The sequence below is a fragment of the Nonomuraea sp. NPDC050540 genome, assembly GCF_044457485.1.
Taxonomy (GTDB): domain Bacteria; phylum Actinomycetota; class Actinomycetes; order Streptosporangiales; family Streptosporangiaceae; genus Nonomuraea.
In genome coordinates this window covers 245313-271023 of record NZ_JBITHA010000015.1, presented here as the reverse complement: position 1 = coordinate 271023, position 25711 = coordinate 245313, and the positions used below count along the sequence as shown (strand labels likewise).

Here is a 25711-nt window from a genome sequence, read left to right as displayed (position 1 = left end):
GGGGAACAGAGAGGGGATTCAGGAGCCGATGCCGATCCCCGTGTAGTAGCTCCGGAGGATCCTGGCGTAGTTCCAGCCCGCCTTGGCCTTGTCGCGCGAGCCCTTCTGCGACATCCAGTCCCCGTCGACCCAGTTGCCGCACGCCGTCGTCGTCGAGCAGTACTGGGCCTTGAAGATCTTCCCGCCGCGGGTCAGCCGGATGCCCCAGGTCGCGTCCACCGCGGCGCTCGTCGCCGCCTTCGCGGAACCGGGCTTGTACACCTGGCTCGACGTGTGGTCATAGACGTCGAAGCACTGGCCGCTCGGGGTCTTGCGGTTCGAGCGCATCGCCCAGTACCAGCCGAAGTTCTTGACGGCCAGCGCCCCCGCCCTCAGGGACTCCCTGGGCCAGCTCGACACCCACTCGTTGGGCAGGACGTTCTTGACGTACGTCTTGAAGTCCACCCGTTCCACGCGATTGATGGACTTGCGGTACACGAGGATCGTCGTGGGCAGCCTGGTGTCCGTGCCGTCGGACTTGCACCCGGTGACCGGCGGCTTGGACGTCAGGAACAGGTGTGAGGCGTTCTGGTTCTTGAGGGTGGGGTTCAGGTTGCCTCTGGCGCCTGCGGCGAAGTCCTGGAATTTGCCGGTGTGGCCGCTGTTGAAGTAGACGCGGACGGTTTTGCTGCTGCGGTTCCAGACGGAGGCGGCGGAGTTCTTGATGCATTTGCCTTTGCCGGCGCCGGGTCCCTTGAAGTCGAAGCAGGAGGGTTGTTTGGTGGCGTAGTCGCCGACGGATCCGGTGAAGTCGGAGACGGATCCCTGGTTGTTGCTGTTGAAGTAGTAGCAGAATTCGCCGGCTTCGCAGACGCCGTTGCGGTTCGCGGCCGAGGCGGGGGCCGCGGTGGCGGCGAGCATGGTCCCGCCGAGCGCCATCGCTGAGAGCAGCCGTACGGTTCGGGTGAGCACAGGTGTCATCCTCACTACTTGACGGTGTAGCCCTGGGAGTTCCAGAACGGGCCCGGGTTCGGGTTCTGCAGGTCCCAGTCCTTGACGCTCTTGGCCGCCCGCAGGTGGCGTCCGGGGCGCATTTCGACGTGGGTGTGCGCGGACGACTTCTTCGACACCCCGTGCCAGGACTCCGTGCCGAGGAGCTGGCCTCGCCTGACCTGCTGGCCCACGCGCAGGGAGTCCAGCGGATCGGTGTGCAGGTAGATCACCGTCTTGTTCAGCGAGGCCATGTAGATGGAGATGGTGGAAAGCCCTGACCCGCCGGGCGCCCCTTGCCGGACGTTGATGATCTGGCCTGCCACCAAGGAGCGGACGTTCGCGCCCAGGCCCCGGACGATGTCGATGCCCTCGTGCCGGCCGGGGGTGTTCTTGTAGCCGTCATAGCCGGTGGAGATCCGGCCGCTGGCCGCGTACAGGGAGAACGACATGATGGCGCGGGGCGTCGATGACCCCGGGCCGAACAGGTGTGAGGCGTTCTGGTTCTTGAGGGTGGGGTTCAGGTTGCCTCTGGCGCCTGCGGCGAAGTCCTGGAATTTGCCGGTGTGGCCGCTGTTGAAGTAGACGCGGACGGTTTTGCTGCTGCGGTTCCAGACGGAGGCGGCGGAGTTCTTGATGCATTTGCCTTTGCCGGCGCCGGGTCCCTTGAAGTCGAAGCAGGAGGGTTGTTTGGTGGCGTAGTCGCCGACGGATCCGGTGAAGTCGGAGACGGATCCCTGGTTGTTGCTGTTGAAGTAGTAGCAGAATTCGCCGGCTTCGCAGACGCCGTTGCGGTTCGCGGCCGAGGCGGGGGCCGCGGTGGCGAGTGCCGTTCCGCCGAGCGCCATCGCCGCGGTCGCCGCGGCGAGGATCCTGGTGAGCGTTGTCATATTGTTCTCCTTCTGTCCGTGGTGTCGGGGTTGCTGGGGTTCGGCGGATTCACCGGCGCCGGTACTCCTCCCAGGTGCGGATGGTCACCTTCGGGCCGTCGTCGGGACCACGGCCGGCGAGGCCGTTCAGACCGAGGTAGTAGTCACCGACCTGGTTCTGGGCCTGGCCGGAGAGAGCGGTGTCGCTGATGGCGACGGCGTGGATGTGCCACGGCCAGTCATCCTGCTGGGGATTGCGCACCCACGCGGCGAAACCCACACGGCGCAACCCGCGCGCGACCGCGGTCCGGGTGGCGGAGTTCATCCCTTCCACCGAAATGTCCACGACGCCACCGCCGTCGTGGGTGCCCGCGGACGTGGGGTCGCCGCCGGGGTTGTACGAACCCTGATCCAGCTTGAGATCGCGCCCGAGCAGCCGCTTCGCCTCGGTCAGCATGCTTCGCGTACGCGTGTTGACGACGAATCCGCCGGAGGACACCCGGGGGCCGGGGTCGACGATGCGGGTGACCTTGAAGCGGCCGGCGCCGAGGCTGGTGAGCGACGTCCTGCCCGGGAGGCCGTTGGCGTCGAGACCGCTGAGGCCGAGGGACTTCTGATAGCCGGCGTAGGCGGTGACCGTGGTGGTGCCGAAGTACCCGTCGACCCACTTCGCGTCGAGGAGACGCCGGTCGCGCAGCGCCCGCTCGACGAGGAGCACACTGGCCTTGGCGCCCGGGGTCAACGTGTTGTCCGCCCGCCGCGGGTCGATCTGGGCCGCCTTGACGGTGGCTTCCATGTTCAGCGCGGGAAGAGCCCCGGCGTCGGCCGCGTGTGCCGCCGGCATCCCGGGCGCTCCGAGCAGGGGAGCGAGCAGGACGGCCGTTGTCAGGCCGGCGGCGGATGAGGGCAGCTTCATCGATACTCCTGGTCAGCGCTGGGGGCGATTCTCTGTGCGGCGAGAATCAAGCTCCCGGATCGCTGGCCTGTCCGGCAGGAGATCGGTGTTGTCAGCCTGTACGGCGGGCCTGCCCGTACGGGCTGTCTGACAGGTGATCCGCGTCGAAAAAGCCCGCAGGACGGGCAGCAGTTACGGCGTGCCGGTCCAGGGGCGGTCTATCAGCGTCATCCGCGGGCAGGATCGGTGAGCCGTGTCGGGGCTCACCGGATCCACGCTGCCCAAGGGCTACTGCTCTGCGGTCTCCGCCTCCTCCAGCGCGTAACCGCAGGCCTTGACCTCGCCGGTCTCGGGGTCGGAGAAGTCCGGGTCGAACTCGATCAGGCCGAGCGTGGTGCCCTCGACGGAGCGACGGAAGGTTTCCTGCTTGCCGCAGTCGTAAAGCACGTAGGCGCCCTCCTTCTCGCCCAGGAGCAGGAACCTCTCGTCCGGGTTGTCCTTGTGCAGCGGCTTGCCGTCGCCGTCGCCCACGGTGGCCCACTGGTTCTGGAAGCCGACGGTCTGCAGCAGGGCGTTGCCGTTGCCGTTGGCGGCGATGTCGACGGCGCCCTGGACCATCTGGGCGACCAGCATCAGCCCCAGCCCGATGCCGAGCAACGCGCCGGTGAGCACCTTCATGCCGGCCCGGCCGGTGTTGTGCCTGCGCATCAGGCGGAACGGCACCAGGAGTCCGAGGACCGCGACAAGGAGAACGGCCACCAGGAGAGTGCCGCCGGACAGTTCCCACAGCGTGCCGAAATAGGCGTAGTAGGCGACGAGCGAGATGAGGACGCCCGCCGCTGCCGCGATCCACGGCTGCTCGCGGAGCCTGTGCAGCAGCCGGCCGACCGACTTGCGGGTGGCCAGGTTGAGCAGCCAGCCCAGCGCGACGAGCAACCCCACTCCGGGCAGGGCCACCAGGAAGAGCTGGATCAGGGTGCCGATGAGCCGGCCGAAGATCGTCGCCTGGTCCAGGCCGGCCTGCTCGGGGGTGATGCCGAAGACCATGTAGACCTGGGCCAACCCCAGATACAGCATGGCGTACATGCCCACGGCGATCGGCACGGCGACCGACCCGATCTTCTCGAAGACCTCAAGCACGCTGCCCTTGGCCGATTCCTGCTCCGGGAGCGGAGGGACCGGGGGCTGTTCCGGTGGGAGAGACTGATAAGTCATGACAGGAGAGGATGGATGGCGTGCGTCGACACCTGGTTGACGGGAGATAACCGCCCCCGTCCACCGGGGTTACGCCGGTCTGATGTTGTGGTTGACGCGGAACAGGTTGCGCGGGTCGTGCTTCCGCTTGAGCCGTGTCAGCCGCTTGTAATCAGCCGGGGTGTAGGCCGCGCGTACCTGCTCGGGGGCGAGGTCGGCGCCGCTCATGAAGTTGGCCGCCATGCCTCCCGTGAGGTGCGGCTTGAAGCCGTCCATCAGCTGCTGTTGCAGCTTGCGCACCGCCCCGGCCTGGTCCGCCGGCGCCGGGTTCGCGACGAAGAGCAGGGCGGCGGCGTCCCGGTGTCCCACGGCGTTCGGCACCGCGGCCGGACGGGCGAGTGCGCCGCCCAGCTGCCGGAGCTCGATCACCCCGAAGGGCAGCTTGACGTCCGGGCCCGCCAGAGCCAGAAGCCGCTCCACGGCGGCGGCGTCCAGCTTTCCGAGCAGCCCGGTGCGCTCGAAGACCGGCAGGGGCGCCACGGGCGGATCATTGGAGATCGTCCCGATCTTCTCGTACGGCAGTGTGCCCATCGTGTTGAGCTCCGGCCCGGCGGCCAGCATCGGCGCGAGCAGCCGCCTGGCCTCCTGGTCCCGTCCGAGGTGGGCGACGGTCAGGCGTACCGCCACCCGGTCCTGAAGAGGAGGGGGCACGGTGGGTGCCTTGGGCAGGCGCATGAACGCCAGCGTGGTCGTCATCTCCTCGGGCAGCCTGGCCGCCCAGGCGGGGTAGGCGCGCACCACCCGCCGGGCCGCCTCTCCGAAGAAGAAGAGCGCGCCGCCGTACAGGGTCGCCACCTTGACCAGGTCGATCTCCATGGCGGTGACGACCCCGAAGTTGCTCTTGCCACCTCGCACCGCCCAGAACAGGTCCGCGTGCCTGCCCGGCGACAGGCGAAGCGGGCGGCCGTCCGGTGTGACCAGGTCGATGGCCCGCACATGGTCGGCGGCGTAGCCGTACTTGCGGCCGAAGGGGCCGAGACCTCCGCCCAGCGTGTAGCCCACCGCGCCCACGTCGAGTGAGGAACCGTTGATCGTCGCCAGGCCGTGGGCGGCGGCGGCCTCCACGAGCGTCCGCATCCTGGTGCCCGCGGCGACCTTGGCGGTGCGTCTGGCCGGGTTGATCCGCACCGAGCTCAGCCGCCGGGTGTTGATCAGGATCCCGCCATCGGCGGCGGCGCTGATGCCGTGTCCGGTGGCCTGTACGGCGACGGGCAGTCCGAGAACGCCGGCCAAGCGGACGGCGGCGCGGACGTCGCCGGCGTCGGCGGGCACCACGACCGCCCTGGGGGAGTGCCGGACGACGCTGTTGTATCCGGTGTGTTCCGCCGCGAAGCCGGGGTCGCGGGGGAACAGTACGGTGCCCTTCACCGCTGACTTCAGCCTGGTCACGAGGCGGTCGCCGGGATCGTGGGCCGCCGCCGCGCTCCCGATGGCGAGCGCGGCTCCCGCGCCCTTGATGATGGTGCGTCTGCTCAACATGGTTTCCCCTCAGGCCGCGCAGGCGGAGTTCAGCTTCGACACGGTCGCGGTGGCCTGGTCGGTGTAGGTGTCCGCCTCCTCCGGCGTGCTGATCCCCGACAGCTCCTCGTAGAGGGAGACGACCGCGGTCTGGGCGTCCTTGGCCTTCGCGTCGACGTCGAGCGCCTTGATCTTCTGCGCGCTGTCGCTGTAGAGCTGCTTCATCGCCTCAAGGTCCCCGGCCCTCTTCTGGAGCTCGGTCACGGTGCTTCCCATGAGGGACTGCATCTCCTTGCACCCCTTGGTGTCGGCCACGGCGGCGCTCTCGCTACCCGAGCCGCCCGAGCCGTCCGAGCCGTCCGAGCCTCCCGAGCCGCAGGCCGCCGTCCCCAGGGTCAGGAGGGTGAGAGCGGAGACGCTGAGGGCGATCTTGTACCAGGACATGTCTGTTTCCTTCGTGCTGTCGCAATGGGTCACGACAGCCTTCACCGAGGCCATAGACAGCCGATGACCAGCCGATGAATCGCGTCAGGATATGCCGAGCCGGCGGCGGACGGCTCTCCCCTCGGCCATGTCGTAGGGGCCGAGGATCGCGTCGGCCTCCTGCCAGCACTGCAGAGCCCGTTCCGGGTCGCCGAGGTCGGTCCACGCCTGGCCGAGGCGGCTCAGGATCCTACCGGTGAGCAAGGGGTCGTTCATCGACTGGTAGAGCGGCAGCGCCTCCTCGCCGACCTTCACCGCCTCTTCCGGGCGGCCCATGGCGCGGTAGGCGTCCATGAGGCGGTGCGACGCCCACGCCGCCCTGAGCGGGAGCCCGCCTTCGCGGTAGGCCTGAGCGCTCTTGAGCAGGCTGTCGATGGTCTCCTCCATGTCGCCGGAACGGAACGCCGCCGCCGCGGCGCCCAGGTGGTTGACCCCGATCCCCTGGGTGTCGCCGATCTCGTGCGCCAGGCGGAGTCCCCGCGTGACGTGGGCCCTGGCCTCGGTGACGAAGCCGGCGTCGCCCAGCGCCATGGCCAGCAGGCCGTGCGCGCTGGCCGCCAGCCGGGGGCTGTCCTGCGCCTCCGCGACGGCCAGCGCCGCCGACAGCAGGCTGATCGCCTCGTCGACGCCGCGTACCCGGAGCGCGCCCAGCCCCAGCGCGTGCAGCACGGCGCCGAGGATGAGCCGGTCGTCGATCTCGGTGATACCCGTCACCTCGGCCAGCAGCGGCACCTCTTCCGACAGGACGCGGGTTCCCGAACGCCCCGCCTGCTCGACCGCCGCGCTGACGTTGGCCTGCTCCTCGCGCACCCAGGCGCGGGCGGCGGGGGCGTCGGCGAAGGGCAGCTCGGGGCCCTGATGCCCGGCCTGATGGACGAACCCGGGCAGCGAGACCCGGCAGACTCCTCTGATCCCCGCGAGGTAGTGGTCGAGCAGCCGGTCGAGCGCGGCCGCCCGTTCCTTCGCCGGGTCCACCCGCTCGGCGAGCCCTCTGGCGTACAGGCGGACCAGGTCGTGGTAGCGGTAGCGGCCGGGCCCGCGCGACTCCAGCAGGCTCAGGTCGACGAGCGACTCACAGAGGTTCTCGGCTTCGGCCTGACGCGCATCCAGTACGGCTGCCGCCGCGGCGACGGACAGGTCGGGCCCGTCCATCAACGCCAGCAGCCGGAACGCCCTGGCATGATCGGAGTCGAGCGGCTCGTACCCGAGCGCGAAGCACGACTCCACCGCATCGCGGCCGATCTTGAGTTCGGCGAGCCTGCGCCGCTCGTCGACGAGCCGCTTCGCGAGCACCTCCACGCTCATCCCCGGCCGCGCGGCCAGCCGAGCCGCCACGATCCGTACGGCCAGCGGCAGCAGCCCGCAGGACTCGACCAGCTTGACCGCTTCCGCGGGCTGGGCGGCGACCCGCTCGGCCCCCGCCACACGAGCCAGCAGCTCCAGCGCCTCTCCCCGGCGGAAGAGGCCGAGCCCCTCCTGGTGGGCTCCCGGCAGGTCGCCCAGCCACGACCTGCTGGTCACCAGCACGGCGCAGGTGGCGGCTCCGGGCATCAGGGGCGCGAGCTGACGGGAGTCCGTGGCGTCGTCCAGCAGGATCAGCACCCGCCGTCCCGACAGCACCGACCGCAGCCGCGCGGTCCGCTCGTGGACTCCCGAGGGGATCTCCCTGGCGCTGAGGCCGAGCGCCCGCAGGAAATCGGCGAGCACGTCTTCCGGCCGCACGGGCGTGGCTCCCGCGCCCCGCAGGCTCGCGAAGAGTTGCCCGTCCGGGAACGCGGCTCGTACGGCATGCGCCACGTGGAGCGCCAGCGTGGTCTTGCCGATCCCGCCCGCGCCCGAGACGGCCACCACGGTCAGAGCGTGGGCCGGGCTGGTGGTGAGCCGCTCCGCGAGCTCGGCGATCAGTTCCTTCCGGCCGGTGAAGTCAGGGATGTCAGCCGGTAGCTGTGCTGGCCGCAGCACCGTGGAGCCCACCCCCAACCTCATCTACACCGAGTCACCGCACAGAACAAATAGCATCATGCGGACTAATATTCCGAAGGCGCGGTATGGAACGATCACACACGTTGTACTTCTCGGTACTGGGTCCCGTGCGGGCCTGGCAGGGCGGCAAGGAGCTCAACCTCGGCTCGCCTCAGCAGCGTGCGGTGCTCGGCGCCCTCCTTCTCCAGGAGGGCAGGGCGATCACCTGTGACGCGCTCATCGCCGCGATCTGGGGACAGAGCCCGCCTCTGCGCGCCCTCAGCACCCTGCGGACCTACGCCTACCGGCTGCGGAAGGTGCTGGAAGCCGGCACGGTCGTCTCCGTCGGCACCGGCTACGCCATGTCCGTTCCCGAGGGCGCGCTGGACGTGTCGGTCTTCGAAGAAAGGTGCGCCGAAGCCGGGAAGGCCCGCGCGGAAGGCGATCTCGCCCGCGCCCGCGCGCTGCTGGTGGCGGCACTCGGGCTGTGGCGGGGCGACGCCATGGACGGCACGGCCGGGCCGTACGCCGAAGCTCAGCGCGACAGGCTCGGCGACCGCCGCCTGAGCGCCCAGCAGGCCAAGCTCGAACTGGACATCGAGCTCGGGCGGGCGACGGAGGCCGTGGCGGACCTGACCGTGCTGTCCGCCGCGCATCCCCTGCGGGAGTCGCTGAGCGGCCTGCTGATGCTGGCTCTGTACCGTTGCGGACGCCAGGCCGAAGCGCTGGAGGTCTTCGACCGCACCAGGCGGCTGCTCGCGGAGGAACTCGGCATCGACCCGGGAGGCGAGCTCAAGGAGCTGCATCAACGCATCCTCACGTCGGATCCCGAGCTGCTGCCCGCCCGGATCGACCTCAGATCCGAGGACGAGGCGCTTCCGCGGGTGGCCCAGCTGCCCGCCGACCTGTCCGACTTCACCGGCAGGGACGACGAGGTCGCCCTGCTCACCGAGGTGCTGAAGTCCGGCTCCGGGCAGGCGACCACCGTGGTGAGCCTGTCCGGCAAGGGCGGCGTGGGCAAGACCGCCCTGGCGATCCACGTCGCTCACCTGCTCAGCGACGCGTTCCCCGACGGCCAGCTCTACATCGACCTGTGCGGAACCGGAGGCCGGCCGGTCGAACCCGCCGCGGCGCTGCGCGAGTTCCTGTGCGCGCTCGGCCATCCTGACCTCGACATCCCCGAGGACCCGACACAGCGGGCGGCGCTGTTCCGCAGCCTCATGGTGAACCGCAGGATGCTCGTCATCCTGGACAACGCCGTGGACGACGCGCAGGTCAGACCTCTCCTTCCGGGTACGGGCGGCTGCGCCGTCCTGGTGACGAGCAGGGCCAAGCCCGCGGGGCTGCCGACCACGCGCCGAGTCGATCTCGACGTGCTCCACCCCCGCGACGCCGTGCGGCTGTTCATCCGGATCGTGGGGGAGGAGCGGGCCCTCACCGAGCCTGAGGCGGCGGAGGACGCGGTCGTCCTGTGCGGGTTCCTGCCGCTCGCGGTGCGCATCGCCGCCTCGCGGCTGCTCTCCAGGCCGCGGTGGACGATCTCCTCGCTGGTCGGGAGGCTGGCCGACGAGCGAAACCGCCTGTCCGAGCTGCGGCTCGGCGCCATGACCGTCGAGGCGACCTTCCACCTCGGCTACGAACGGCTCGGCGCGGCGCAGGCGCGCGCCTTCCGACTGCTGACGAACCTCACGACTCCCTCTTTCTCGCTGCCTGTCGCGGCGGCCGTCCTCGGTCTTGACGTGCTCGACGCGGAGGAGATCGTCGAGAGCCTCGTCGACGTCGGCATGCTCGACTCGCCCGGCCCGAGCCGCTACCGCTTCCACGAGCTGCTGTGGTTGTACGGGCGCAACCTCGAGCAGCCTGCCGATCCCCGATTGACGGCACATTGACGGAGCCGCCGGTCATCGGCACACCGTCCGTCCATCAATCATCAAGATCGTGTCTGCAGGATCCAAGGGTTAACTTCGACCTGGAGACTCTTGATGAAGTGGAATCAGTTCACGATCGGCGCCGGCGCGTTGCTCCTCGCCACCATGCTGTCCGCCTGCGGCAGCGCGGACGAGCCGGTGGCGGCCAAAGGGAACGCCCCCAAGACGGCCGCCCCCGCACAGGAATCCTCGGGGAAATTCATCGCCGAGTACGGCAAGGCGGACACCGAAGTCGCCATCGAGGGACTGGAGCTGCTGAAGCCGGGCAAGGTGCTCGAAGGCTTCGCCACCACCCTCAACGGGATGCTCAAACTGCCGCACGACGTCACCCTGGCCGGTGAGCAGTGCGATCAGGTGAACGCCTACTACAGCCCGGACGAGAAGAAGATCACGATGTGCTACGAGCTCGTGGCCGACGGCTTCACCCGGTACCGCGACAAGGCCGAGACCGAGGAGGAGAACGACGAGCACGGCCAGGCCAACCTCATCGACACGCTCTACCACGAGCTCGGCCACGCCGTGATCGACATCTACGACCTCCCCGCCCTCGGCAAGGAGGACGACGCGGCCGACCAGTTGTCCGCGTTCATCATGGCCCAGGGCGACGGCGACGACTCCGCGAGCGTCCAGACGATCAACTACTACTTCGCGTCGGCCGGCGACCAGGACCGGGCCGCGCTGCCGTTCTATGACGAGCACTCGATGGACGAGCAGCGGGCGTACAACTACATGTGCTGGATCTACGGCTCCGACCCCAAGGGCTACGCCGACTGGGTCGGCGAGGACGGGTTGCCGGAGGAGAGGGCCGCGAGGTGCCCGACCGAGTACGAGAAGCTCTCCAACTCCTGGTCGAAGCTACTGGAGCCCCACATCAAGGAGTGAGGGCGAACTGCGGGACACCGGCCCGCACGCCTTCGATGACGGCCTGCCGTACGACGGGCTGGTTGAAGCGCAGAGGGGACCCGTCGGTCAGGATTCCCATGCCGGCCAGCGCCGACAGGGCGGCGGCCGCCTGGCTGTCGGGCAGACCGGCCAGGTCGGCCACAGCATGGAACTCGGCCGCGTGGTCGAGCGTCGCGACCGCCCTGGCCAGCGCGGTCGCCCCTGGACCCGCGTGGCGCAGCTGGCCGGCCACCCACCGTTCGATGGAGGTGGACCTCTTGCCCGCGCCCCGCGCCTTCATGTGCTCGGTGAGCAGCAGCGTGTTGCCGCCCGTCTCACGCAGGCACGAGGCGATGAACGCGGGCTCCGGTTCCGCGCCGAGCAGCTCGGTGGCGAGGGCCGTCGCCGCCTCGCCGGGCAGGCCGCCCAGGCGGACGAGGCCGAAGATCGAGCACAACGATTCGAGCAGCTGATCGTCGCCGGCGGGGACGCCGGTCGCCCTGGTCGCGGTGACCAGGAGGGGGACGTGCTCGACGCGCCTGGCCAGGTAGGCCAGCCAGCGCAACGAGCCGAGGTCGCACCACTGCAGGTCATCGATGGCGATCAGCAGCGGCACACGCTCCGCGAGCCGTACGGCGAGCCGGTAGAGCGCGTGCAGAGCGTCGGGGCCGCCCGAGGACGGCCGGTTGTGCCAGACGATGTCGGCCGCGGGCTCGACCGTCCCGCTGAGCAGTCGCCGCCGCTCCTGCGCCGGCAGGCAGTACAGGATCGGCTCGAAGATCTGCCGGGCCACGCCGTACTCGTACTCGCTCTCAAGCGGGTGCGCCTGCGCCCACGCCGTCTGGAATCCGCGCATGTCGGCCAGCGCCTCCACCCCCCGCAGCAGCTGGGTCTTGCCGGCGCCGGGGACGCCGTCGAAGAGCAGGCTGCCGCCGGTGCCGGACTCGGCGGCCGCCATGGCCGATCCGGCGGCCGCGAGCTGGTCGTCGCGGCCGAGGCAGCGCAGGCGGACGACCGGCTTCCTGATCGCCACCGGCGCCGGCGGCAGATCGAGCTCGGAGGTCTGCGCGAGGATGTCCGCCTCAAGTTTGCGCAGCTCGGGACCTGGATCGACACCCAGCTCCCCGGCCAGATAGCGGCGCGCCTCGCTCAGCGCGGCAAGGGCGTCGCCCTGCCTGGACGAGCGGTACAGGCCCAGAGCGAGCAGCCGCCAGCCCTCCTCGCGGGTCGGCTGGGCGCGCGCGTGCGCCTCCAGTTCGGGTACGGCCTCGGCGTGCCGTCCCAGGGCGAGCAGGGTGTCGAGCCGGTGTTCCGTCGCCCCGAGACGGAGTTCCTGCAGCCTGCTCACCTCGCCCCGCGCCCACAGGGTGTGCGCGAACTCGGCGTAGGCCGGACCGCGCCACAGGCCGAACGCCTCGTCGATCAGGCCGAGGGCGGTACGCGGATCGGCCGCCACCCTCGCCTGCCGCAGCAGCCGCTCGAACACGGCCGAGTCGAGTGCCGCCTCGTCCACGCGCAGCACGTAGCCACGCGGCTCGGTGATCAGCACGGACGGCCGGCCAGGTTCCCGGGCGGGCGGTTCGACCACGCGACGCAGCCGGCAGATGAACGTCCGCAGGGAGGACAGCGCCTGCGGTGGCGGGCAGCCCTCCCAAAGATCGTCTATGAGCTGGTCGACGGGAATGACCCTCCCGGGCGACAGCAGGAGCCGGGCGAGAACCGCCCGGTTGCGTGGTGTCCCCACATCCAGGCGATCATCCCCCCGCCACGCCTCAACAGTTCCGAGCACGCCGAAACGCATCGGCCTCATCGTTGACCCCCCACGGTTCTGATCTGGACGGAGGCCATGGTGGGGGAGGCCGGTAGACGTTTCATAGACGAAGAGTCGACGATGCCCCGGACCCGGTGGTCGTCAGGCCGGCGGGCCTGCCGGGCGACCGCTCGGGGAACTTCTCGATGAATCCGTTGCGCTCCAGCCGGCGGAGGGTGTGTCAGCGGCTGTGTCAGGGCGGCGACGGCCTGGTATCAGAGCGGTCGGCGATCGTTCAGCTCATGAACGGGCCGGGATCCACCGGCCCTCCCGGATTCGAAGGAGCACACCATCATGTCCGTCACTTTCTCCGACCAGGACAAGCTCACCCTCCGTCTCGCCGCGTGGGGCGCCGTCTCGCTGATGTCGGCCGCGGGCGCCGCGGGCTCGGCCCACAAGGTCGGCACCCACGGCTCCCTCGCCCTGATCTCGGCGACCGGCCCGGTCGGGCACGTGCTGGCCAAGGCGCCGAAGGGCGTGAAGTACGGCAAGACCGTCGCCGAACTCGCCGACCAGGTGCTCCCCGCCCTGACGGCGGCCATGAACCTGCTCAAGGAGCAGGCTCCGGCAGAGGCCGAGAACTTCCGCACCACCGTTCTCGTCGCCATCGAGGCGGGCGCCCAGAGCGGGAAGGGCGAGCCCAGCCCCACCCTGGCCGACATGGCCCGCAAGATCACCGAAGCTCTGGACGCCGCTTGATCGCCCTGTGGTGCGGCAGGCGCACCGCCGCCGAGCCGGCCCGCAGATCGAAATAAGAACGATCGGTCATGACCCTTTGATGGGTCGTGCTGCCTTGAGCTGGTCGATGGCCCTGGTCGTCTGATGGTCGGCCGGGAGGAAGACGACCATCTGCTGGGACTCCGCGGGCAGTTCGAGTGTCTCGCGGTGCAGGCGAAGGCGGTGTCCGGCCGGGTGGTCGAGGCGGAGAACTCCGCGTCGCGGAATCAGATGACGGTTGAGGCGGCGGGTGAAATCCGGGCCGGCGATGGGGGTGAGTTCCGCGGTGAGCCATTCGAGATTTTCGAGGGACGGCGCCTGCCACAGGTCGAAGGTCTGTTCGTTGGCGATGTCGTCCCAGTCGGCGAAGAACGTCCGGGCGCGCGGGTCGGTGAACAGGTAGCGGATGAGGTTCGGGCGGGCGGTGTCGAGCAGTCCGGTCCCCGTGACGACCGACTGGTAGCCGGTGGTGTGGGCGAGGATGTCGCCCAGGCGGTTGGTGACGATGGCGACACCGGGTTCGAGGAGGCGGAGTGTCCGCAGGACGGACGGGCGTACGTCTCTGGGCGGTGGCACGGGGCGGATGTCGACGGAACACTCGTCGCCGGTGATCTTCGCGAGGTAGCGCAGGCGGTTGTGCTCGGGGAGGTCGAGGCGGAGCGCGCCGGCGAGGGCGTTGATGACGGACGGAGACGGGTTGCGGTCGCGGCCCTGCTCGATGCGGGTCAGGTATTCGACGCTGATGCCGGCCCACGTGGCGAGGTCGAGGCGGCGCAGACCCGGTGAACGGCGGCGGCCGCGCTCCGGCAGGCCAAGGGATTCGGGCTGGATGCTGTCGCGTTTGGCCCGGATGAAGTTCCCCAATGGCGTCCCCACGTCGACAGGTTACCGGGCGGTCCTGGCCTGATCTCAGGGTGGCCCTTCGGGGGCCAGCCTGGGCACGGGCTGGTTGCCTGGCCTGGTGTGGCCTGATCGTGGTCCGCATGGAGAAGAGGTTGCTGGTGTGGGGGCTGCTGGTCGTGGCGGCCAACCTGCGGGCGAGTTTGACGGGTGTCGGGCCGTTGCTGGATCGCGTACAGGCTGATCTGGGGTTGGCCCCGGCCGTGGCGGGGTTGCTGAACACGCTGCCGCTGCTGGCGTTCGTGGTGCTGTCCCCGATGGTGCCCCGGCTGGCCGCGCGGTGGGGAGCCGAGCGGCTGCTCGGCAGCGCGCTCGTGGTGCTGACGCTGGGGATCGCGCTGCGGTGGGTGCCGGCGGCGGCCGGTCTGTTCGGGGGGACGGTGCTGATCGGGGCGGGGATCGCCGTGGGCAACGTGCTGTTGCCGAGCCTGATAAAGCGTGATTTTCCGGCCAAAGTGGGGTTGCTGACGAGTGCCTATGCCACCGTGATGGGCGGTGTGGCCGCGGTGGCGTCGGGGGTGGCGGTGCCGATCAGTGAGGTCGCGCCCGGCGGCTGGTACACCGCGTTGGGCTGCTGGGTCGTGTTCGCGCTCGTGGCCGTCCTGCTGTGGGCTCCTCAGGTGCGGGCGCCGCGGCTCGGCGCGCAGCCGCTGCGCGCGCACCGGCTGCCGTGGGGGTCCGGGCTGGCGTGGGCGGTCACGGCGTTCATGGGACTGCAGTCGCTGGGTTTCTACGTGGTCGTGACCTGGTTGCCCCAGGTGTTTCAGGACAGTGGGCTCAGCGCGGCAGCGGCGGGATGGCTGCTGTTCGTGTTCCAGGCGGTCGCGGTGGTGACCAGCTTGGCGGTGCCCGCCGCGCTGCGGTGGGCACGTGACCAGCGCGCGCTGGCGGCGATCTGCTCGACGGTCATGCTCGGCGGCTATCTGGGGCTTTTCGTGGCGCCGGGATGGGCGTTGCTGTGGAGCGTCGTCCTGGGGCTGGGCGGGGGAGCCTGCCTCGTGCTCGCGCTGGCGTTCATGAGCATGCGCGCCCAGGACGCCGCCGAGGCCGGCGCGCTGTCGGCGATGGCGCAGTCGATCGGGTACCTGCTGGCCGCCGTGGGGCCGGTGGCGTTCGGGCTGTTGCGCACCGTCGGTTCCGGCTGGCGGGTACCGATCCTGTTGATGTGCGTGGCCGCGGCCATCCAGACGGTCGTGGCACTGGTGGCCGGCCGCGGCACGGTGCGCGTGCCCACCGCGACGCCCTCTTCCTCGAACGGCGGGAAGACCGGCCCGGTGGAGATCCAGGACGCTCCGGTCAGCCCCCCACCAGCGCGATGAGCCTGATGAACGACACCACCGGATCGACGCGCAGGTCGATCGTCTCGTCCAGATCCTCGATCTGCCGGTCGCCGACCAGGAGCAGGAACCCGTTGCGCCGGAAGGCCCGCTCGGCGAGGTCGGCCTGCCGCTCCCAGCCGAGGCGCGTGGTGCCGGCGGGACGGACCAGGCCGTCGAACCGGGCGGACGGGGCCGCGTCGTGGCGGGCCACTTCCTCACGCACGCGCAGCCGTACGAGCTCGCGGGCGGTGACGATCTCCGGCAGATCGGGCAGCGCGAACTCGGCTGACGCCTTGCCGGTCGCGGTCTCATCGCGAAAGGTGACGGTGGGCATGCGTCAGAGGTATCACCGCTCACCGACAGGATCGGTGAGCCGTCCAAAGAGCGAGGGCGGCATATCCACAGATCACCGCCAGCCCCGCCCAGGGCGGAAGCGGGTAGTACCCGCCGAGCAGCGACCGGTCCACATCTATGTGCGCGAACACGGGGACGCTCTGCGTGATCGCGAACCCGGCGGCCGGAGTGATCATCAGCAGCCATGGCACCAGCCCCGCGCTCGCCAGCAGATAGGGCACCACCACCAGCCCGACGGCCAGCCCGATGGCGACGATGCCCCGCTTGACCAGCGCCGCGAGGCCGAGGGCCAGCACCGCGACGGCCGCGGTCAGCGCCGCGTAGCCCACGATCACCTGAAGCGTGGTGGCCAGGGTGATCGGCTGAACCGGGTTCTGGTGGGCCCGCATCAGCGCCAGCCCGCCCGGCACCACGGCACCCGAGGTCACCAGCCCGGTCACGAACGCCACCGCGCCCACCACCACGGCCTTGGCACGCGGATCGCCCCGCCCGCGCCGGTGATCCGCGGTGAAGAACGTGACCGCCACCACGATCACCACGACCAGCCCGGCGACCCCGCCCAGCAGGGTGAGATCGGCGCGCAGGCCGCCGGTCATGATGACGGGCCCGATGTCACCACCCCCGCTCACGATGACCTTGCCGCCCGACTCGACGGCCTGCCCCGGGTGGTGCGGGCTGCCGTCGGGCTTCAAGGCGAGGCCGACGTCGTCGTGGCGCCACGAACCGTTCGCCCCCCGCAGGGCGATCTGGTCGAAGGTGGCGGTGGCCTGCGCGAAGCGGCCGGTCATGTCCGTCAACGCGCTGGGTGAGGCGGCGAACAGCCCGATCTCGACCGTCCGCGGCAGCCCTGCCAGCGTGACCGTGCTGACCTCGGTCCACGTCCTGCCGTCGCCGGACTCGTGGCCCGTGACGGTGTCGCCCGACCTGGTCAGCCGCAGCCACCGCGGTCCATCGACGGGAGCGCCGGCCACGTCGTGGGTGAAGTTGTGCTGCATCCGCACGCCGTGCTTCCCGGTGATCATGACCGCGGCGTACGGCGTGCCCTGCTTGAGGGTCGGCCGGAGGAGAAGTCCGGCTTTCGCCCACGGCACCACCGCCCCTTCCTTGACGTTGCGCACCCCGGGTACGGCGTCCGGCAGCCGGATCTGGCCGGTCATGTCCGATACGCGGGCGGTGATGCTGCCGTCCCCCTGGAGCGGCTGGTGTACGAAGTAGTACTTGTCGGCCACCGCCGTACCGTCTGGTCCCAGCAAAGGCGGGGGGCAGTGGCCCTCGCCCTGCGCGGTCACGCAGGTGGTGCCGGCGCTCCCGGTGACCAGCAATCCGAGCGACACGGTGACCAGCGTGGAGGCCACCATGCCGAGCATCCAGCCGCGTCCGGTCCTGAACCTGGCCCACTCCGCGCTCAGCGTCGTTCTGTCCATGGCGCCGTTTGTACGCCGCGGGGGATGACACCGGCCCAACGCCGCCTGTTATGCCGCTGTCATGTGGGATGCGGCATTGTGGGCAGGGTGAAGAGCCTGCGGAGACGGCCCGCCATCCGCATGCGCATGGCCCTGTCGTACTGGGGACTGTTCGTCGCCTCCGGCGCCGTCCTGCTGATCCTGACGGTCGGCCTGTGGCAGGGCGAGACGACGACCACCGTCCAGGTCCCGGGCGCGCCGGCCGCCACCACCCACAGCTCCGACCTCGGCAAGCTGCTCACCTTGGCCGGCGTCGCCCTGGCCATCATGGCGGTGGTCTCGCTGCTGTTCGGCTGGCTGGTGGCGGGACGTTTCCTGGCGCCCGTCCGCGCCATCACCACCACCGCGCGCCGGATCTCCGCCACCAACCTGCACGAACGCCTCAGCCTCCAGGGTCCCGACGACGACCTGAAGGAACTGGCCGACACGATCGACGAGCTGCTGGCCAGGCTGGAGCGGTCGTTCGAGTCCGAGCGCCGCTTCGCCGCCAGCGCCTCGCACGAACTGCGCACCCCGATGACCACCATGCGGGTATGGCTGGACGTGGCCATGGCCAAACCCGGCCCGCTGCCCCCGCAACTCGTCAGCCTCGGCGACCGGATCCGCAACGAACTCGACCACGTCGACGCGCTCCTGGAGAGCCTCCTCATCCTCGCCCGCACCCAGCAAGGCCCCTCCGACGACCGGTCCCGCGTCGCCCTGAGCACCACCACGGCGGCCGCCCTCCGGCGGCACGCCGACACCATCGCCGCCCTGCCGCTCCACGTCGACCACCGCCCCTGCCCGCGGGCCTGGGTCACCGGCAGCGAAACCCTGCTCACCCGCATGATCGGGAACGTCGTCGACAACGCGGTCCGGCACAACCGGCCGGGCGGATGGATCCGCGTCAGCGCCGAGACCGGCCCTCAGCAGGCCCGCCTCATCGTCGAGAACAGCGGAACCGTCCTCACCCCGGAAGACCTCGGCCGGCTCACCCAGCCCTTCCGCCGCCCCGACGCCGAGCGGACCGGCACCGGACTCGGACTGTCCATCGTCAAGGCGATCGCCGAGGCCCACAACGGCGGTCTCAGCCTGTACGCCCGCGCCGCCGGCGGCCTCCGCCTGGTCATCACCCTGCCCCTGGCCGAGGACCACGCATGAGAATCCTGGTCGTCGAAGACTCGAGGGCGCTGGCCGACGGCATCGCCGAAGGGCTCCGTGACCAGGGCATGGCCGTGGACATCGCCTATGACGGGCGGGAGGCGGCCGCCAAGCTCGACCTCAACCCGTACCAGGTCGTCGTCCTCGACCGCGACCTGCCCGGCCTGCACGGCGACACGCTGTGCCGGATGATCGCCGACGGCGGCCACCCCGCCATGGTGCTCATGCTGACCGCGGCCGGCACCCCCGGCGACCGGGTCACCGGCCTCGGCCTCGGTGCCGACGACTACCTGCCCAAGCCGTTCCACTTCCCCGAACTCGTGCTCAGGATCCGCGCCCTGGCCCGCCGCCAGCCCGCCCCCCGCTCCCGGACGTACCGGGCGGCGGGCATCGAGCTCGACACCCTGCGCCACACCGCCACCCGCGACGGCCGCCCGCTCAACCTGTCGGCCAGGGAGTTCGCGGTGCTGGAGGCGCTCATGCGCGCGCACCCGGCGGTCCTTTCCGCCGAGGACCTCCTCGAACAGGCTTGGGACGAGCACGCCGATCCCTTCTCCAACGTCGTCCCGGTCACGGTCGGCAGGCTCCGCCGCAAACTCGGCGAACCCCCGGTCGTCGGCACCATCCCCAACGTCGGCTACCGCATCACGGACACCACCGGCTAGCCGATTTCGGGGTTTCTGTCGGCTTCGTGATGAGGTCATGGGTGGCTGGTGACGGGGTCTCTGTCTCGCTGACCTGCGCTTCGGCAGAGTCGACGGCATGAGAAACCTTGTGACGCTGTCCGCCGCCGCCCTCCTGGCCGCGGGCCTGGCGCTTCCCGCACAGGCCGCGACCGCCGCCCCGCAGTGGGCCGCCTGTCCCGCCGGGAAGGGAGTCGACCCGCGTCAGGAATGCGCCACGCTCAAGGTGCCGATGGACTACGGCGATCCCAGCGGGCCGCGGATCTCGCTGGCGATCTCCCGGATCAGGACCGCCCAGCCCGCTACGCGCCGCGGAGTGCTGCTGATCATCCCGGGCGGGCCCGGCAGCCCCGGCCTGAACCGGCCGAGCGTCCAGGTGAACAAGCTGCCGCGGGCGGTGCTCGACCGGTTCGACATCGTCGGGTTCGACCCGCGCGGAGTGGGCCGGAGCTCGCCGGTCTCGTGCGGTCTTGAGCCTTGGGACCTCGACGTGACCAGGCTGAAGCCGTACCCGGACGCCGACGGCGGCATCGCCGGGAACGCGGCCTGGTCGCGCCGGATCGCCGAGGCCTGCGCGCGCAACGGCGGCCCGCTGATCCGGCACATCAGCACCCGCAACGAGGCCAGGGACATCGACGCCATCCGCCGGGCGCTGGGGGAGAAGAAGCTGTCGTACTGGGGCGTCTCCTACGGCACCTACGCGGGGGCCGTCTACGCCACGATGTTCCCCGAGCGTACCGACCGGGTGGTCCTCGACAGCAACGACGACCCCGACCCGCGCAAGGTGGCCCGGCAGTGGCTGGCCAACTACGCGGTCGGCGTGGAGGACCGCTTCCCCGACTTCGCCGCCTGGGCCGCCGCCCGCGAGGGCGAGTACGGGCTGGGCGCCGACGCCGGGGCGGTCCGGCGCACCTTCCTGGAGTTGGCGGCGCGGCTGGACCGCGAGCCGCTGCCCTGGACGGGCGCCAACCCGCCGCTGCTCACCGGCAACCTGCTGCGCGAGACGATGCTGAACGCGTTCTACTCCGATGCGGGTTTCCCCGTGCTGGCGGGGCTGATGAAGGCCGCGCGCACCGGCGCCGAACTGCCCCCGCCGAACACCCCGCCGGAGGCGGCCATGCAGAACACCGCCGCGCACGCCGGGGCCACGATGTGCAACGACGTGGAGTGGCCGGACTCGATCTCCCGGCACGAGCGGCAGGTCAAGCGCAACCGGGAGGAGTTCCCGCTGACCGCGGGCATGCCGGTCAACCTCGGTCCGTGCGCGTACTGGCCGTACAAGCCGGCCGAGCGGCCGGTGAAGGTCGGCTCGCGCGGCCCCGCCAACGTGATGCTGATCCAGAACCTGCGCGACCCCTCGACCCCGTACAGCGGGGCGCTGCGGATGCGCGAGGCGTTCGGGCAGCGCGCCCGCATGGTCGGCGTCGACTCCGGCGGCCACGGCGTCTACCTGGCCAACGGCAACGCCTGCGGCGACCGGGCGGTCACGGACTTCCTGACCGGCGGGCACCTGCCGCCTCGCGACCAGAGCTGCTAGGGCCACTTCCTGACCCAATCCATGACTTTTCCTCGCTTATCGCGGAGGAAGAGCCGGGTACATCCGCCTGGCGGCGTGTGCCGTACCGGATCGACGGGGGTGTGGCTGTGAGAGTTGTCGTGGACCTCACGCGCTGTCAGGGGTACGGGCAGTGCGCGTTCATGGCCCCGGCCGTGTTCACGATGCACGGCCCGGAGGCGCTCATGTACGACCCCGACCCCGAGGCCGCCCAGCGGGAACGCGTCCTTCAGGCCGCCGCGGCCTGTCCGGTGCAGGCCATCCACATCGACAGGATGGCCACCCAGCACCGGACGAGGGAACCGGAACTGAGCTACGCCACCTCGCACGGCGACGACGCGTTCAAGCGCGACGGCCACATCGTCATCGTCGGCGCCTCCCTGGCCGGGGGCCGGGCGGCGGGCGTCCTGCGCCGGGACGGCTTCAAGGGCAGGCTGACGCTGATCGGCGACGAGCCGTACGAGCCGTACGACCGGCCGCCGCTGTCCAAACAGGTGCTGACCGGCACGATCACGGTCGAGCACACCGCGCTGCCCCACCTGCGCGAGATCGAGGTCGAGTTTCTCTCCGGAACGCCCGCGACCGGCCTAGACCTGGCCGCCAAGCAGGTACGGCTGGCCGACGGCAGGCAGATCGACTTCGACAAGGTGCTGATCGCCACCGGCGTGCGGGCCAGGCCGTGGCCGGACGAGCAGGAGGCCGCCCTCGACGGGGTGCACGTGCTGCGCACGCTGGACGACGCGCACCGGATCAGGGAACGGCTGGCCGCGGGCGTCAGGCGGGTGCTGATCATCGGGGCCGGGTTCACCGGATCGGAGGTCGCCTCCGTCTGCCGCGACCTCGACGTGGCGGTGACCGTCGTGGAGGCGGGCCCGGCGCCGCTCGCCGGCGCGCTCGGCAAGGTGATCGGCGACGTCGCCGCCCGCATGCAGCGCGACGCCGGCGTGGACCTGCGCTGCGGGGTCAGGGTCGAGGCGCTGGAGGGCGACGCCGACGGCCGGGTGCGCGGGGCCAGGCTGTCGGACGGCACCACGGTCGAGGCCGACATGGCGGTGGTCGCGCTCGGCGCGGTCCGCAACATCGAATGGCTGGCCGGCTCGGGCCTGGCGGCCGGACCCTGGGGCGTGGCCACCGACGCCGGCTGCCGCGCCGTCGACATCAACGGCCTGGTCACCGATGACGTGTTCGTCGCCGGTGACGTGGCCCGCTTCCCGCACCCGGTGTACCACTACCAGTTCATGGCGCTCGAACACTGGGGCAACGCCGTGGCCCAGGCCGAGATCGCCGCCCACAACATGCTGAGCGACCAGGCGCACCGCTGGCCGCACCTGTCGCTGCCGGTCTTCTGGTCCAACCAGTTCGGCGTCAACATCAAGTCCGTCGGCGTGCCGACCATCGCCGACGAGGTCGTGATCGCGCAGGGCTCCGTGGAGGAGCGCCGCTTCGTCGCCGTGTACGGCTACCGCGGCAGGATCACCGCCGCCGTCACCTTCGACCAGGCGATGTGGCTGGACTTCTACCGCGACCTCATCCAGCGGGCGGCGCCGTTCCCGCCCGACTTCCAGATGGTCGGCAGGCCCGACGAACTGCGGGCCGTACCGGCTGAGGGGCCGCCGCGACTGGCGCCCGCCGAGGGCGCGACCGTGGTGGTGACCGGCCACGACCCGGCCGAGCGGCGCGTCACGCTCGTCCGGCACCAGTAACGACGACCAGACGGGGGCACATCCGTGGAGCCGGCACGCATCTACGACCAGATTCACGAGTTCGCCAACAGGGCGGACCCGTACACGCTGTACGCCGAACTCCGCCAGACACCCGTGGTGCGGCTGGAGGACGGCGCCTACGTCGTCAACACCTACGAGCACATCGTCGCGCTGCTGCACGACCCGCGGGTCAGCTCGGACGCGCGGAACCTGGCCCACCCGCCGGCCGCAGATCAGCTGCCGCCCTCCTTCATCCGCGTCGATCCGCCCGAGCACGACCGGCTCAGGGGGCTGACGATGCGCCACTTCGGGCCGCCGCACTCCCCGCTCGTGGTCGAGAGCATGCGCGGGGAGCTGCACGAGCTCGTCAAGGAGCTGATCGACGGCATCGCCGGCGAATCCCAGGCCGACATCGTCGACGACGTCGCCTACCCGTTCCCCGTCACGGTCATCTGCCGCCTGCTCGGCGTCCCGCGCGAGGACGAGTCCCGCTTCCACGTCTGGGCGGACGAGATCGTCGAAACCCTCGGCCCCGGCGAGGGCAGCATGGAGGAGCGGGCCGGGCGCCGCCAGGCCGCCGGGCTCGCGCTGGCCGGCTACCTGGGCGAACTCGCCCAGTCGCGCCGCGAGAATCCGCGCCACGACCTGCTGTCCGGGCTCGTCACCTACCACGGTCCCGAGGGATCCATGTCGGAGACCGAGGTGATGACGACCGCGGTGCTGCTGCTGATCGCCGGGCACGAGACCACGGTCAACCTGATCACCAACGGCATGCTGACCATGCTGCGCAACCCCGGCCTGCTCGAACGGCTCCGCGACGAGCCCGACCTGGTCATCGGCGCCGTCGAGGAACTGCTGCGCTTCGAGCCGCCCGTGCACTTCCTGCCCCAGCGCGTCGCCCTCGACGACATCACGGTGGCCGACGTCACCATCCCCAAGGGTTCGAGCATCATTCTGGCCCTCGCCTCGGGAAGCCGCGACCCCGCGCACGTGCACGACCCCGACCGCTTCGACCCGGACCGGCCCTACATCCAGCACCTCGGCTTCGGCGGCGGCATCCACAACTGCTTCGGCGCCCCGCTGGCCCGCCTGGAAGCCCAGATCGCGCTCCGCCAGCTCGCCAAGCGCCTGGTGAACCCCCGCCTGGTGACCGACCCGCCGCCGTACCGTCCCAGCTCGACCCTGCGGGGGCCGCGCCACCTGGTCATCTCCTACGACGAGGTCCTGCCGTACGAGGGAGACTGACCTCGCGCTGGCCGGAACTACTGGGAGACGCTGGTGGCGCTGCGGCGCGGCCCGGCGTACCGCCAGAAGAAGTTGAGCAGCACGCTGGCGCGGTTGCGGCCGCCCAGCAGGTACGCCAGGTGCACGAAGATCCACACCAGCCAGGCGGGGAGCCCGTGCACGGTCAGCCCGCTGGGCAGTTGCAACACGGCCTCGGCCTTGCCCACGGTGGCCATGATCCCCGGGTCGTCGTAGGAGAACGGCCGGACGGGCTCGCCGCGCATGGCCGCGGCGATCTGCCTGCCGACGTGCCGGCCCATCTGGATCGCCGGCTGGGCGAGCTGCGGTTGCAGGACGGGCGGCCCGGAAAGGTCGCCGGCCACGAAGATCTCCGGGTGCTCCGGCACGTTCAGCGCCTCGGTGAGCGCGACCCGGCCGCCCTCGCTCTGCGGCAGGCCCCAGTCGGCCACCTGCGTGGGCGCGGTCACGCCGAGCGCCCACACGGTCAGGTCGCTCGGCAGCCGCGTGCCGTCGTTCAGCACCACCGCGTCCGGCTCGACGGCCGCCACCGTGCACCCCAGCCGCAGCTTCACCCCCCGCCTGCGCAGCGCCGCCGCGGCCGCGTTCCGCAGCCGTGACTTGTACGGGGCCAGCACGTGGTCGAACCGCTCCACCAGCGTCACGCTGGTCTGGCCCGGCTTGATCTCGGGATGGGTCAACGGCAGCGTACGGCGGCGCAGTTCGGCCAGCGTGCCCGCCATCTCCACCCCGGTCGCGCCCGCTCCCACCACCACGACGTGCGTGCTCTTGCGGCGGCCGAGCGCCGTGTCCTCCAGGAGGCGCCCGAGCCGGTCGCGCAGCGCGGCCGCGTCGCGCAGCGAGTAGATGGGCAGCGCGTTGTCCTGTGCCCCGTCGATGCCGAGCCAGTTGGTGGTCACGCCGGTGGCCAGCACGAGATAGTCGTAGTCCAGGCCGCTGCCGTCCTCGAACTCCACCCGCCGCTCGTCCGGCAGCACCTTGGTCAGGGCGGCCTGACGGGTCCGGACATTGGGCCACTTGGCGGCGAAGGTGCGGATCGGATAGGTCACGTCAGAGGCGCCCAGCCCGGCCGTGGCGACCTGGTAGAGAAGGGGCTGGAAGGTCGCGTACGGGTTGCGGTCGACCAGCGTCACCAACGCGCCCGTCCTGGCCAGCGCCTTCGTGGCGCCCAGCCCCGCGAACCCGGCCCCCACGATCACGACCCTCGGTCTCTGCGGCATCATCCGGTCCTTTCCCCTGGCGACTATGAGCGGCAGCCCGATGTCATTGTCGGCGGTTTCCGCCTCTCTTGGACAGGCTCAGGGTCCGGGTCAGGAGGCCAGGATCCTGGCCTTCTCCGCGGCGAACTCCTCCTCGGTGAGCAGCCCGTCGGCCTTCATCTGGCCGAGCTCCCGCAGGAGCCGCATCCGCTCCGCCGGGTCCGTGGCGGGCACCGGTGCCGGTGCCGGTGCCTGGGCCTGGGCCGCGGACGCGGCCTCCTGTTCCTCCATGCGCCTGGCCTGCCTGCGCTGGATGCCGCCGCTGACCGCGGTCGCCGTACCGGTGATCACCGCGGTACGCGCCATGGCGCCGATGAGACCGGGCCTGCCCACTCGACGTCGGAGCATCATCGCTCATCCTCCAGAGCTGCGAGGGCCTCCAGGACGACCTGCCGGGGAATGCGCTCCAGCGTCGAGACCTGACTGCTGGAGGCCCGGAGGGCGGCGCCGAGCTGGGCCGCCCACGTGTTCTCCCAGACGACGACCAGCGCGGCCGTACCGGGATCGAGGGCGTCGCCCAGCAGGCGCAGGTCCTCGTCGTTCAGGAGGTCGAGCTCCTCGTCGGCGAGTCCCGCGTACTCGGCCGCGACGTCGGTGTCGGCGACCTCGGCCGCCGACACGGTTCCGTCGGCCGCCTTGCGGACGAAGCTGAGGTCGACGACCCGGACGGTGCCCTTGTCCTGGATCTCCCGGATCGCGGACACCACGCCGGGGTCGAAGTGCTCCCCGCCGAACGTGATGACGGCGACATCCACCGGTCCCACCGACTCGGCCTTCATGACCGTGGCCATCAGCCCTCCTCTGCCGACGAATTCTGCGATCGACTCCTCCCCGTATGGGTCTTT

At 70.8% G+C, this 25711-nt stretch carries 23 protein-coding genes; 9 read left to right on the top strand and 14 right to left on the bottom strand.

The genetic code is table 11. The features are described from left to right. Positions 1-18: 18 nt before the first annotated feature. From ACIBI5_RS39950 to ACIBI5_RS39920, 7 genes are all read right to left on the bottom strand, one after another. Positions 19-951 carry a SpoIID/LytB domain-containing protein gene (locus tag ACIBI5_RS39950; RefSeq protein WP_397254735.1) on the bottom strand — a complete coding sequence of 311 codons (933 nt, stop codon included), beginning with the start codon at positions 949-951 and terminating at the stop codon, positions 19-21. Positions 952-965: 14 nt separating this feature from the next. Continuing rightward, positions 966-1859, bottom strand: a complete 894-nt coding sequence (locus ACIBI5_RS39945) for a peptidase inhibitor family I36 protein (RefSeq protein WP_397254734.1) — start codon at positions 1857-1859, stop codon at positions 966-968. Positions 1860-1908: 49 nt separating this feature from the next. Further along, positions 1909-2754 (bottom strand): peptidoglycan-binding protein, encoded by an 846-nt coding sequence (locus ACIBI5_RS39940; protein ID WP_397254732.1) that lies wholly within the window; start codon positions 2752-2754, stop codon positions 1909-1911. A gap of 267 nt (positions 2755-3021) precedes the next feature. After that, the gene (locus ACIBI5_RS39935) at positions 3022-3948 is read right to left on the bottom strand and encodes a hypothetical protein (RefSeq protein WP_397254730.1); all 927 of its coding nucleotides are present in this window, start codon (positions 3946-3948) and stop codon (positions 3022-3024) included. A gap of 69 nt (positions 3949-4017) precedes the next feature. Further along, a complete protein-coding gene (locus tag ACIBI5_RS39930) occupies positions 4018-5466 on the bottom strand; it encodes an FAD-binding oxidoreductase (protein WP_397254728.1) in 1449 nt (482 codons plus the stop codon). 9 nt (positions 5467-5475) lie between these two features. Next, complete coding sequence (locus ACIBI5_RS39925; protein WP_397254726.1) at positions 5476-5889, bottom strand: hypothetical protein; 414 nt, start codon at positions 5887-5889, stop codon at positions 5476-5478. 84 nt (positions 5890-5973) lie between these two features. Next, a complete protein-coding gene (locus ACIBI5_RS39920; RefSeq protein WP_397254724.1) occupies positions 5974-7914 on the bottom strand; it encodes an ATP-binding protein in 1941 nt (646 codons plus the stop codon). Between the two features lie 62 nt (positions 7915-7976). Here ACIBI5_RS39920 and ACIBI5_RS39915 point away from each other — a divergent pair, with 62 nt between their 5' ends. Together ACIBI5_RS39915 and ACIBI5_RS39910 are read left to right on the top strand one after the other, a co-directional pair. Further along, positions 7977-9779, top strand: coding sequence for a BTAD domain-containing putative transcriptional regulator (locus ACIBI5_RS39915; RefSeq protein ID WP_397254722.1), 1803 nt, complete (start codon positions 7977-7979; stop codon positions 9777-9779). Between the two features lie 93 nt (positions 9780-9872). Next, on the top strand, positions 9873-10700 hold the full coding sequence (locus tag ACIBI5_RS39910; RefSeq protein ID WP_397254720.1) for a DUF4344 domain-containing metallopeptidase: 828 nt from the start codon (positions 9873-9875) through the stop codon (positions 10698-10700). On the opposite strand, the gene ACIBI5_RS39905 is transcribed toward ACIBI5_RS39910, so the two are convergent. Next, the gene (locus tag ACIBI5_RS39905; protein WP_397254718.1) at positions 10690-12501 is read right to left on the bottom strand and encodes a BTAD domain-containing putative transcriptional regulator; all 1812 of its coding nucleotides are present in this window, start codon (positions 12499-12501) and stop codon (positions 10690-10692) included. The genes ACIBI5_RS39910 and ACIBI5_RS39905 overlap by 11 nt on opposite strands. A gap of 303 nt (positions 12502-12804) precedes the next feature. Between ACIBI5_RS39905 and ACIBI5_RS39900 the strand changes: the two genes are divergently transcribed. Further along, positions 12805-13209: a hypothetical protein gene (locus tag ACIBI5_RS39900; RefSeq protein ID WP_397254717.1), complete on the top strand. Its 405-nt coding sequence runs from the start codon at positions 12805-12807 to the stop codon at positions 13207-13209. 66 nt (positions 13210-13275) lie between these two features. On the opposite strand, the gene ACIBI5_RS39895 is transcribed toward ACIBI5_RS39900, so the two are convergent. Then, on the bottom strand, positions 13276-14103 hold the full coding sequence (locus ACIBI5_RS39895) for a helix-turn-helix domain-containing protein (protein WP_397254715.1): 828 nt from the start codon (positions 14101-14103) through the stop codon (positions 13276-13278). A gap of 107 nt (positions 14104-14210) precedes the next feature. On the opposite strand from ACIBI5_RS39895, the gene ACIBI5_RS39890 reads away from it, so the two are divergent. Beyond that, the gene (locus ACIBI5_RS39890; protein ID WP_397254713.1) at positions 14211-15446 is read left to right on the top strand and encodes an MFS transporter; all 1236 of its coding nucleotides are present in this window, start codon (positions 14211-14213) and stop codon (positions 15444-15446) included. Here the strand turns inward: ACIBI5_RS39890 and ACIBI5_RS39885 are convergent. Continuing rightward, positions 15424-15780: a hypothetical protein gene (locus ACIBI5_RS39885; protein WP_397254711.1), complete on the bottom strand. Its 357-nt coding sequence runs from the start codon at positions 15778-15780 to the stop codon at positions 15424-15426. The two genes, ACIBI5_RS39890 and ACIBI5_RS39885, sit on opposite strands and share 23 nt — an antisense overlap. Before the next feature lie 19 nt (positions 15781-15799). After that, positions 15800-17224: a hypothetical protein gene (locus ACIBI5_RS39880; RefSeq protein ID WP_397254709.1), complete on the bottom strand. Its 1425-nt coding sequence runs from the start codon at positions 17222-17224 to the stop codon at positions 15800-15802. An 87-nt stretch (positions 17225-17311) separates the two neighbouring features. Between ACIBI5_RS39880 and ACIBI5_RS39875 the strand changes: the two genes are divergently transcribed. The 5 genes from ACIBI5_RS39875 to ACIBI5_RS39855 all read left to right on the top strand — a co-directional run bounded on the left by ACIBI5_RS39875 (position 17312) and on the right by ACIBI5_RS39855 (position 23589). Next, positions 17312-18403: an ATP-binding protein gene (locus ACIBI5_RS39875; RefSeq protein WP_397254708.1), complete on the top strand. Its 1092-nt coding sequence runs from the start codon at positions 17312-17314 to the stop codon at positions 18401-18403. Then, positions 18400-19068 (top strand): response regulator transcription factor, encoded by a 669-nt coding sequence (locus ACIBI5_RS39870; protein ID WP_397254706.1) that lies wholly within the window; start codon positions 18400-18402, stop codon positions 19066-19068. Before ACIBI5_RS39875 ends, ACIBI5_RS39870 begins: the two co-directional genes overlap by 4 nt. 97 nt (positions 19069-19165) lie before the next feature. Beyond that, positions 19166-20623, top strand: a complete 1458-nt coding sequence (locus tag ACIBI5_RS39865; RefSeq protein WP_397254704.1) for an alpha/beta hydrolase — start codon at positions 19166-19168, stop codon at positions 20621-20623. Positions 20624-20730: 107 nt separating this feature from the next. Continuing rightward, positions 20731-22344: an FAD-dependent oxidoreductase gene (locus ACIBI5_RS39860; RefSeq protein WP_397254702.1), complete on the top strand. Its 1614-nt coding sequence runs from the start codon at positions 20731-20733 to the stop codon at positions 22342-22344. A 24-nt stretch (positions 22345-22368) separates the two neighbouring features. Further along, positions 22369-23589 (top strand): cytochrome P450, encoded by a 1221-nt coding sequence (locus ACIBI5_RS39855; RefSeq protein WP_397254700.1) that lies wholly within the window; start codon positions 22369-22371, stop codon positions 23587-23589. Between the two features lie 17 nt (positions 23590-23606). On the opposite strand, the gene ACIBI5_RS39850 is transcribed toward ACIBI5_RS39855, so the two are convergent. The 3 genes from ACIBI5_RS39850 to ACIBI5_RS39840 form a co-directional block, all read right to left on the bottom strand. After that, entirely contained in the window at positions 23607-24830 is a 1224-nt protein-coding gene (locus tag ACIBI5_RS39850; protein ID WP_397254698.1) for an NAD(P)/FAD-dependent oxidoreductase, read from the bottom strand. Between the two features lie 87 nt (positions 24831-24917). Then, complete coding sequence (locus ACIBI5_RS39845; RefSeq protein ID WP_397254696.1) at positions 24918-25217, bottom strand: SHOCT domain-containing protein; 300 nt, start codon at positions 25215-25217, stop codon at positions 24918-24920. Beyond that, on the bottom strand, positions 25214-25657 hold the full coding sequence (locus ACIBI5_RS39840; RefSeq protein WP_397254694.1) for a DUF6325 family protein: 444 nt from the start codon (positions 25655-25657) through the stop codon (positions 25214-25216). Before ACIBI5_RS39840 ends, ACIBI5_RS39845 begins: the two co-directional genes overlap by 4 nt. Between the last annotated feature and the right edge of the window lie 54 nt (positions 25658-25711).

Excerpts from the sequence above, each read along its gene's own strand:
- ACIBI5_RS39945 (WP_397254734.1), bottom strand. The coding sequence starts at position 1,859 with ATGACAACGCTCACCAGGATCCTCGCCGCGGCGACCGCGGCGATGGCG.
- ACIBI5_RS39940 (WP_397254732.1), bottom strand. The coding sequence starts at position 2,754 with ATGAAGCTGCCCTCATCCGCCGCCGGCCTGACAACGGCCGTCCTGCTC.
- ACIBI5_RS39935 (WP_397254730.1), bottom strand. The coding sequence starts at position 3,948 with ATGACTTATCAGTCTCTCCCACCGGAACAGCCCCCGGTCCCTCCGCTC.
- ACIBI5_RS39930 (WP_397254728.1), bottom strand. The coding sequence starts at position 5,466 with ATGTTGAGCAGACGCACCATCATCAAGGGCGCGGGAGCCGCGCTCGCC.
- ACIBI5_RS39925 (WP_397254726.1), bottom strand. The coding sequence starts at position 5,889 with ATGTCCTGGTACAAGATCGCCCTCAGCGTCTCCGCTCTCACCCTCCTG.
- ACIBI5_RS39920 (WP_397254724.1), bottom strand. The coding sequence starts at position 7,914 with ATGAGGTTGGGGGTGGGCTCCACGGTGCTGCGGCCAGCACAGCTACCG.
- ACIBI5_RS39915 (WP_397254722.1), top strand. The coding sequence starts at position 7,977 with ATGGAACGATCACACACGTTGTACTTCTCGGTACTGGGTCCCGTGCGG.
- ACIBI5_RS39910 (WP_397254720.1), top strand. The coding sequence starts at position 9,873 with ATGAAGTGGAATCAGTTCACGATCGGCGCCGGCGCGTTGCTCCTCGCC.
- ACIBI5_RS39905 (WP_397254718.1), bottom strand. The coding sequence starts at position 12,501 with ATGCGTTTCGGCGTGCTCGGAACTGTTGAGGCGTGGCGGGGGGATGAT.
- ACIBI5_RS39900 (WP_397254717.1), top strand. The coding sequence starts at position 12,805 with ATGTCCGTCACTTTCTCCGACCAGGACAAGCTCACCCTCCGTCTCGCC.
- ACIBI5_RS39890 (WP_397254713.1), top strand. The coding sequence starts at position 14,211 with ATGGAGAAGAGGTTGCTGGTGTGGGGGCTGCTGGTCGTGGCGGCCAAC.
- ACIBI5_RS39885 (WP_397254711.1), bottom strand. The coding sequence starts at position 15,780 with ATGCCCACCGTCACCTTTCGCGATGAGACCGCGACCGGCAAGGCGTCA.
- ACIBI5_RS39880 (WP_397254709.1), bottom strand. The coding sequence starts at position 17,224 with ATGGACAGAACGACGCTGAGCGCGGAGTGGGCCAGGTTCAGGACCGGA.
- ACIBI5_RS39870 (WP_397254706.1), top strand. The coding sequence starts at position 18,400 with ATGAGAATCCTGGTCGTCGAAGACTCGAGGGCGCTGGCCGACGGCATC.
- ACIBI5_RS39865 (WP_397254704.1), top strand. The coding sequence starts at position 19,166 with ATGAGAAACCTTGTGACGCTGTCCGCCGCCGCCCTCCTGGCCGCGGGC.
- ACIBI5_RS39850 (WP_397254698.1), bottom strand. The coding sequence starts at position 24,830 with ATGATGCCGCAGAGACCGAGGGTCGTGATCGTGGGGGCCGGGTTCGCG.
- ACIBI5_RS39845 (WP_397254696.1), bottom strand. The coding sequence starts at position 25,217 with ATGATGCTCCGACGTCGAGTGGGCAGGCCCGGTCTCATCGGCGCCATG.
- ACIBI5_RS39840 (WP_397254694.1), bottom strand. The coding sequence starts at position 25,657 with ATGGCCACGGTCATGAAGGCCGAGTCGGTGGGACCGGTGGATGTCGCC.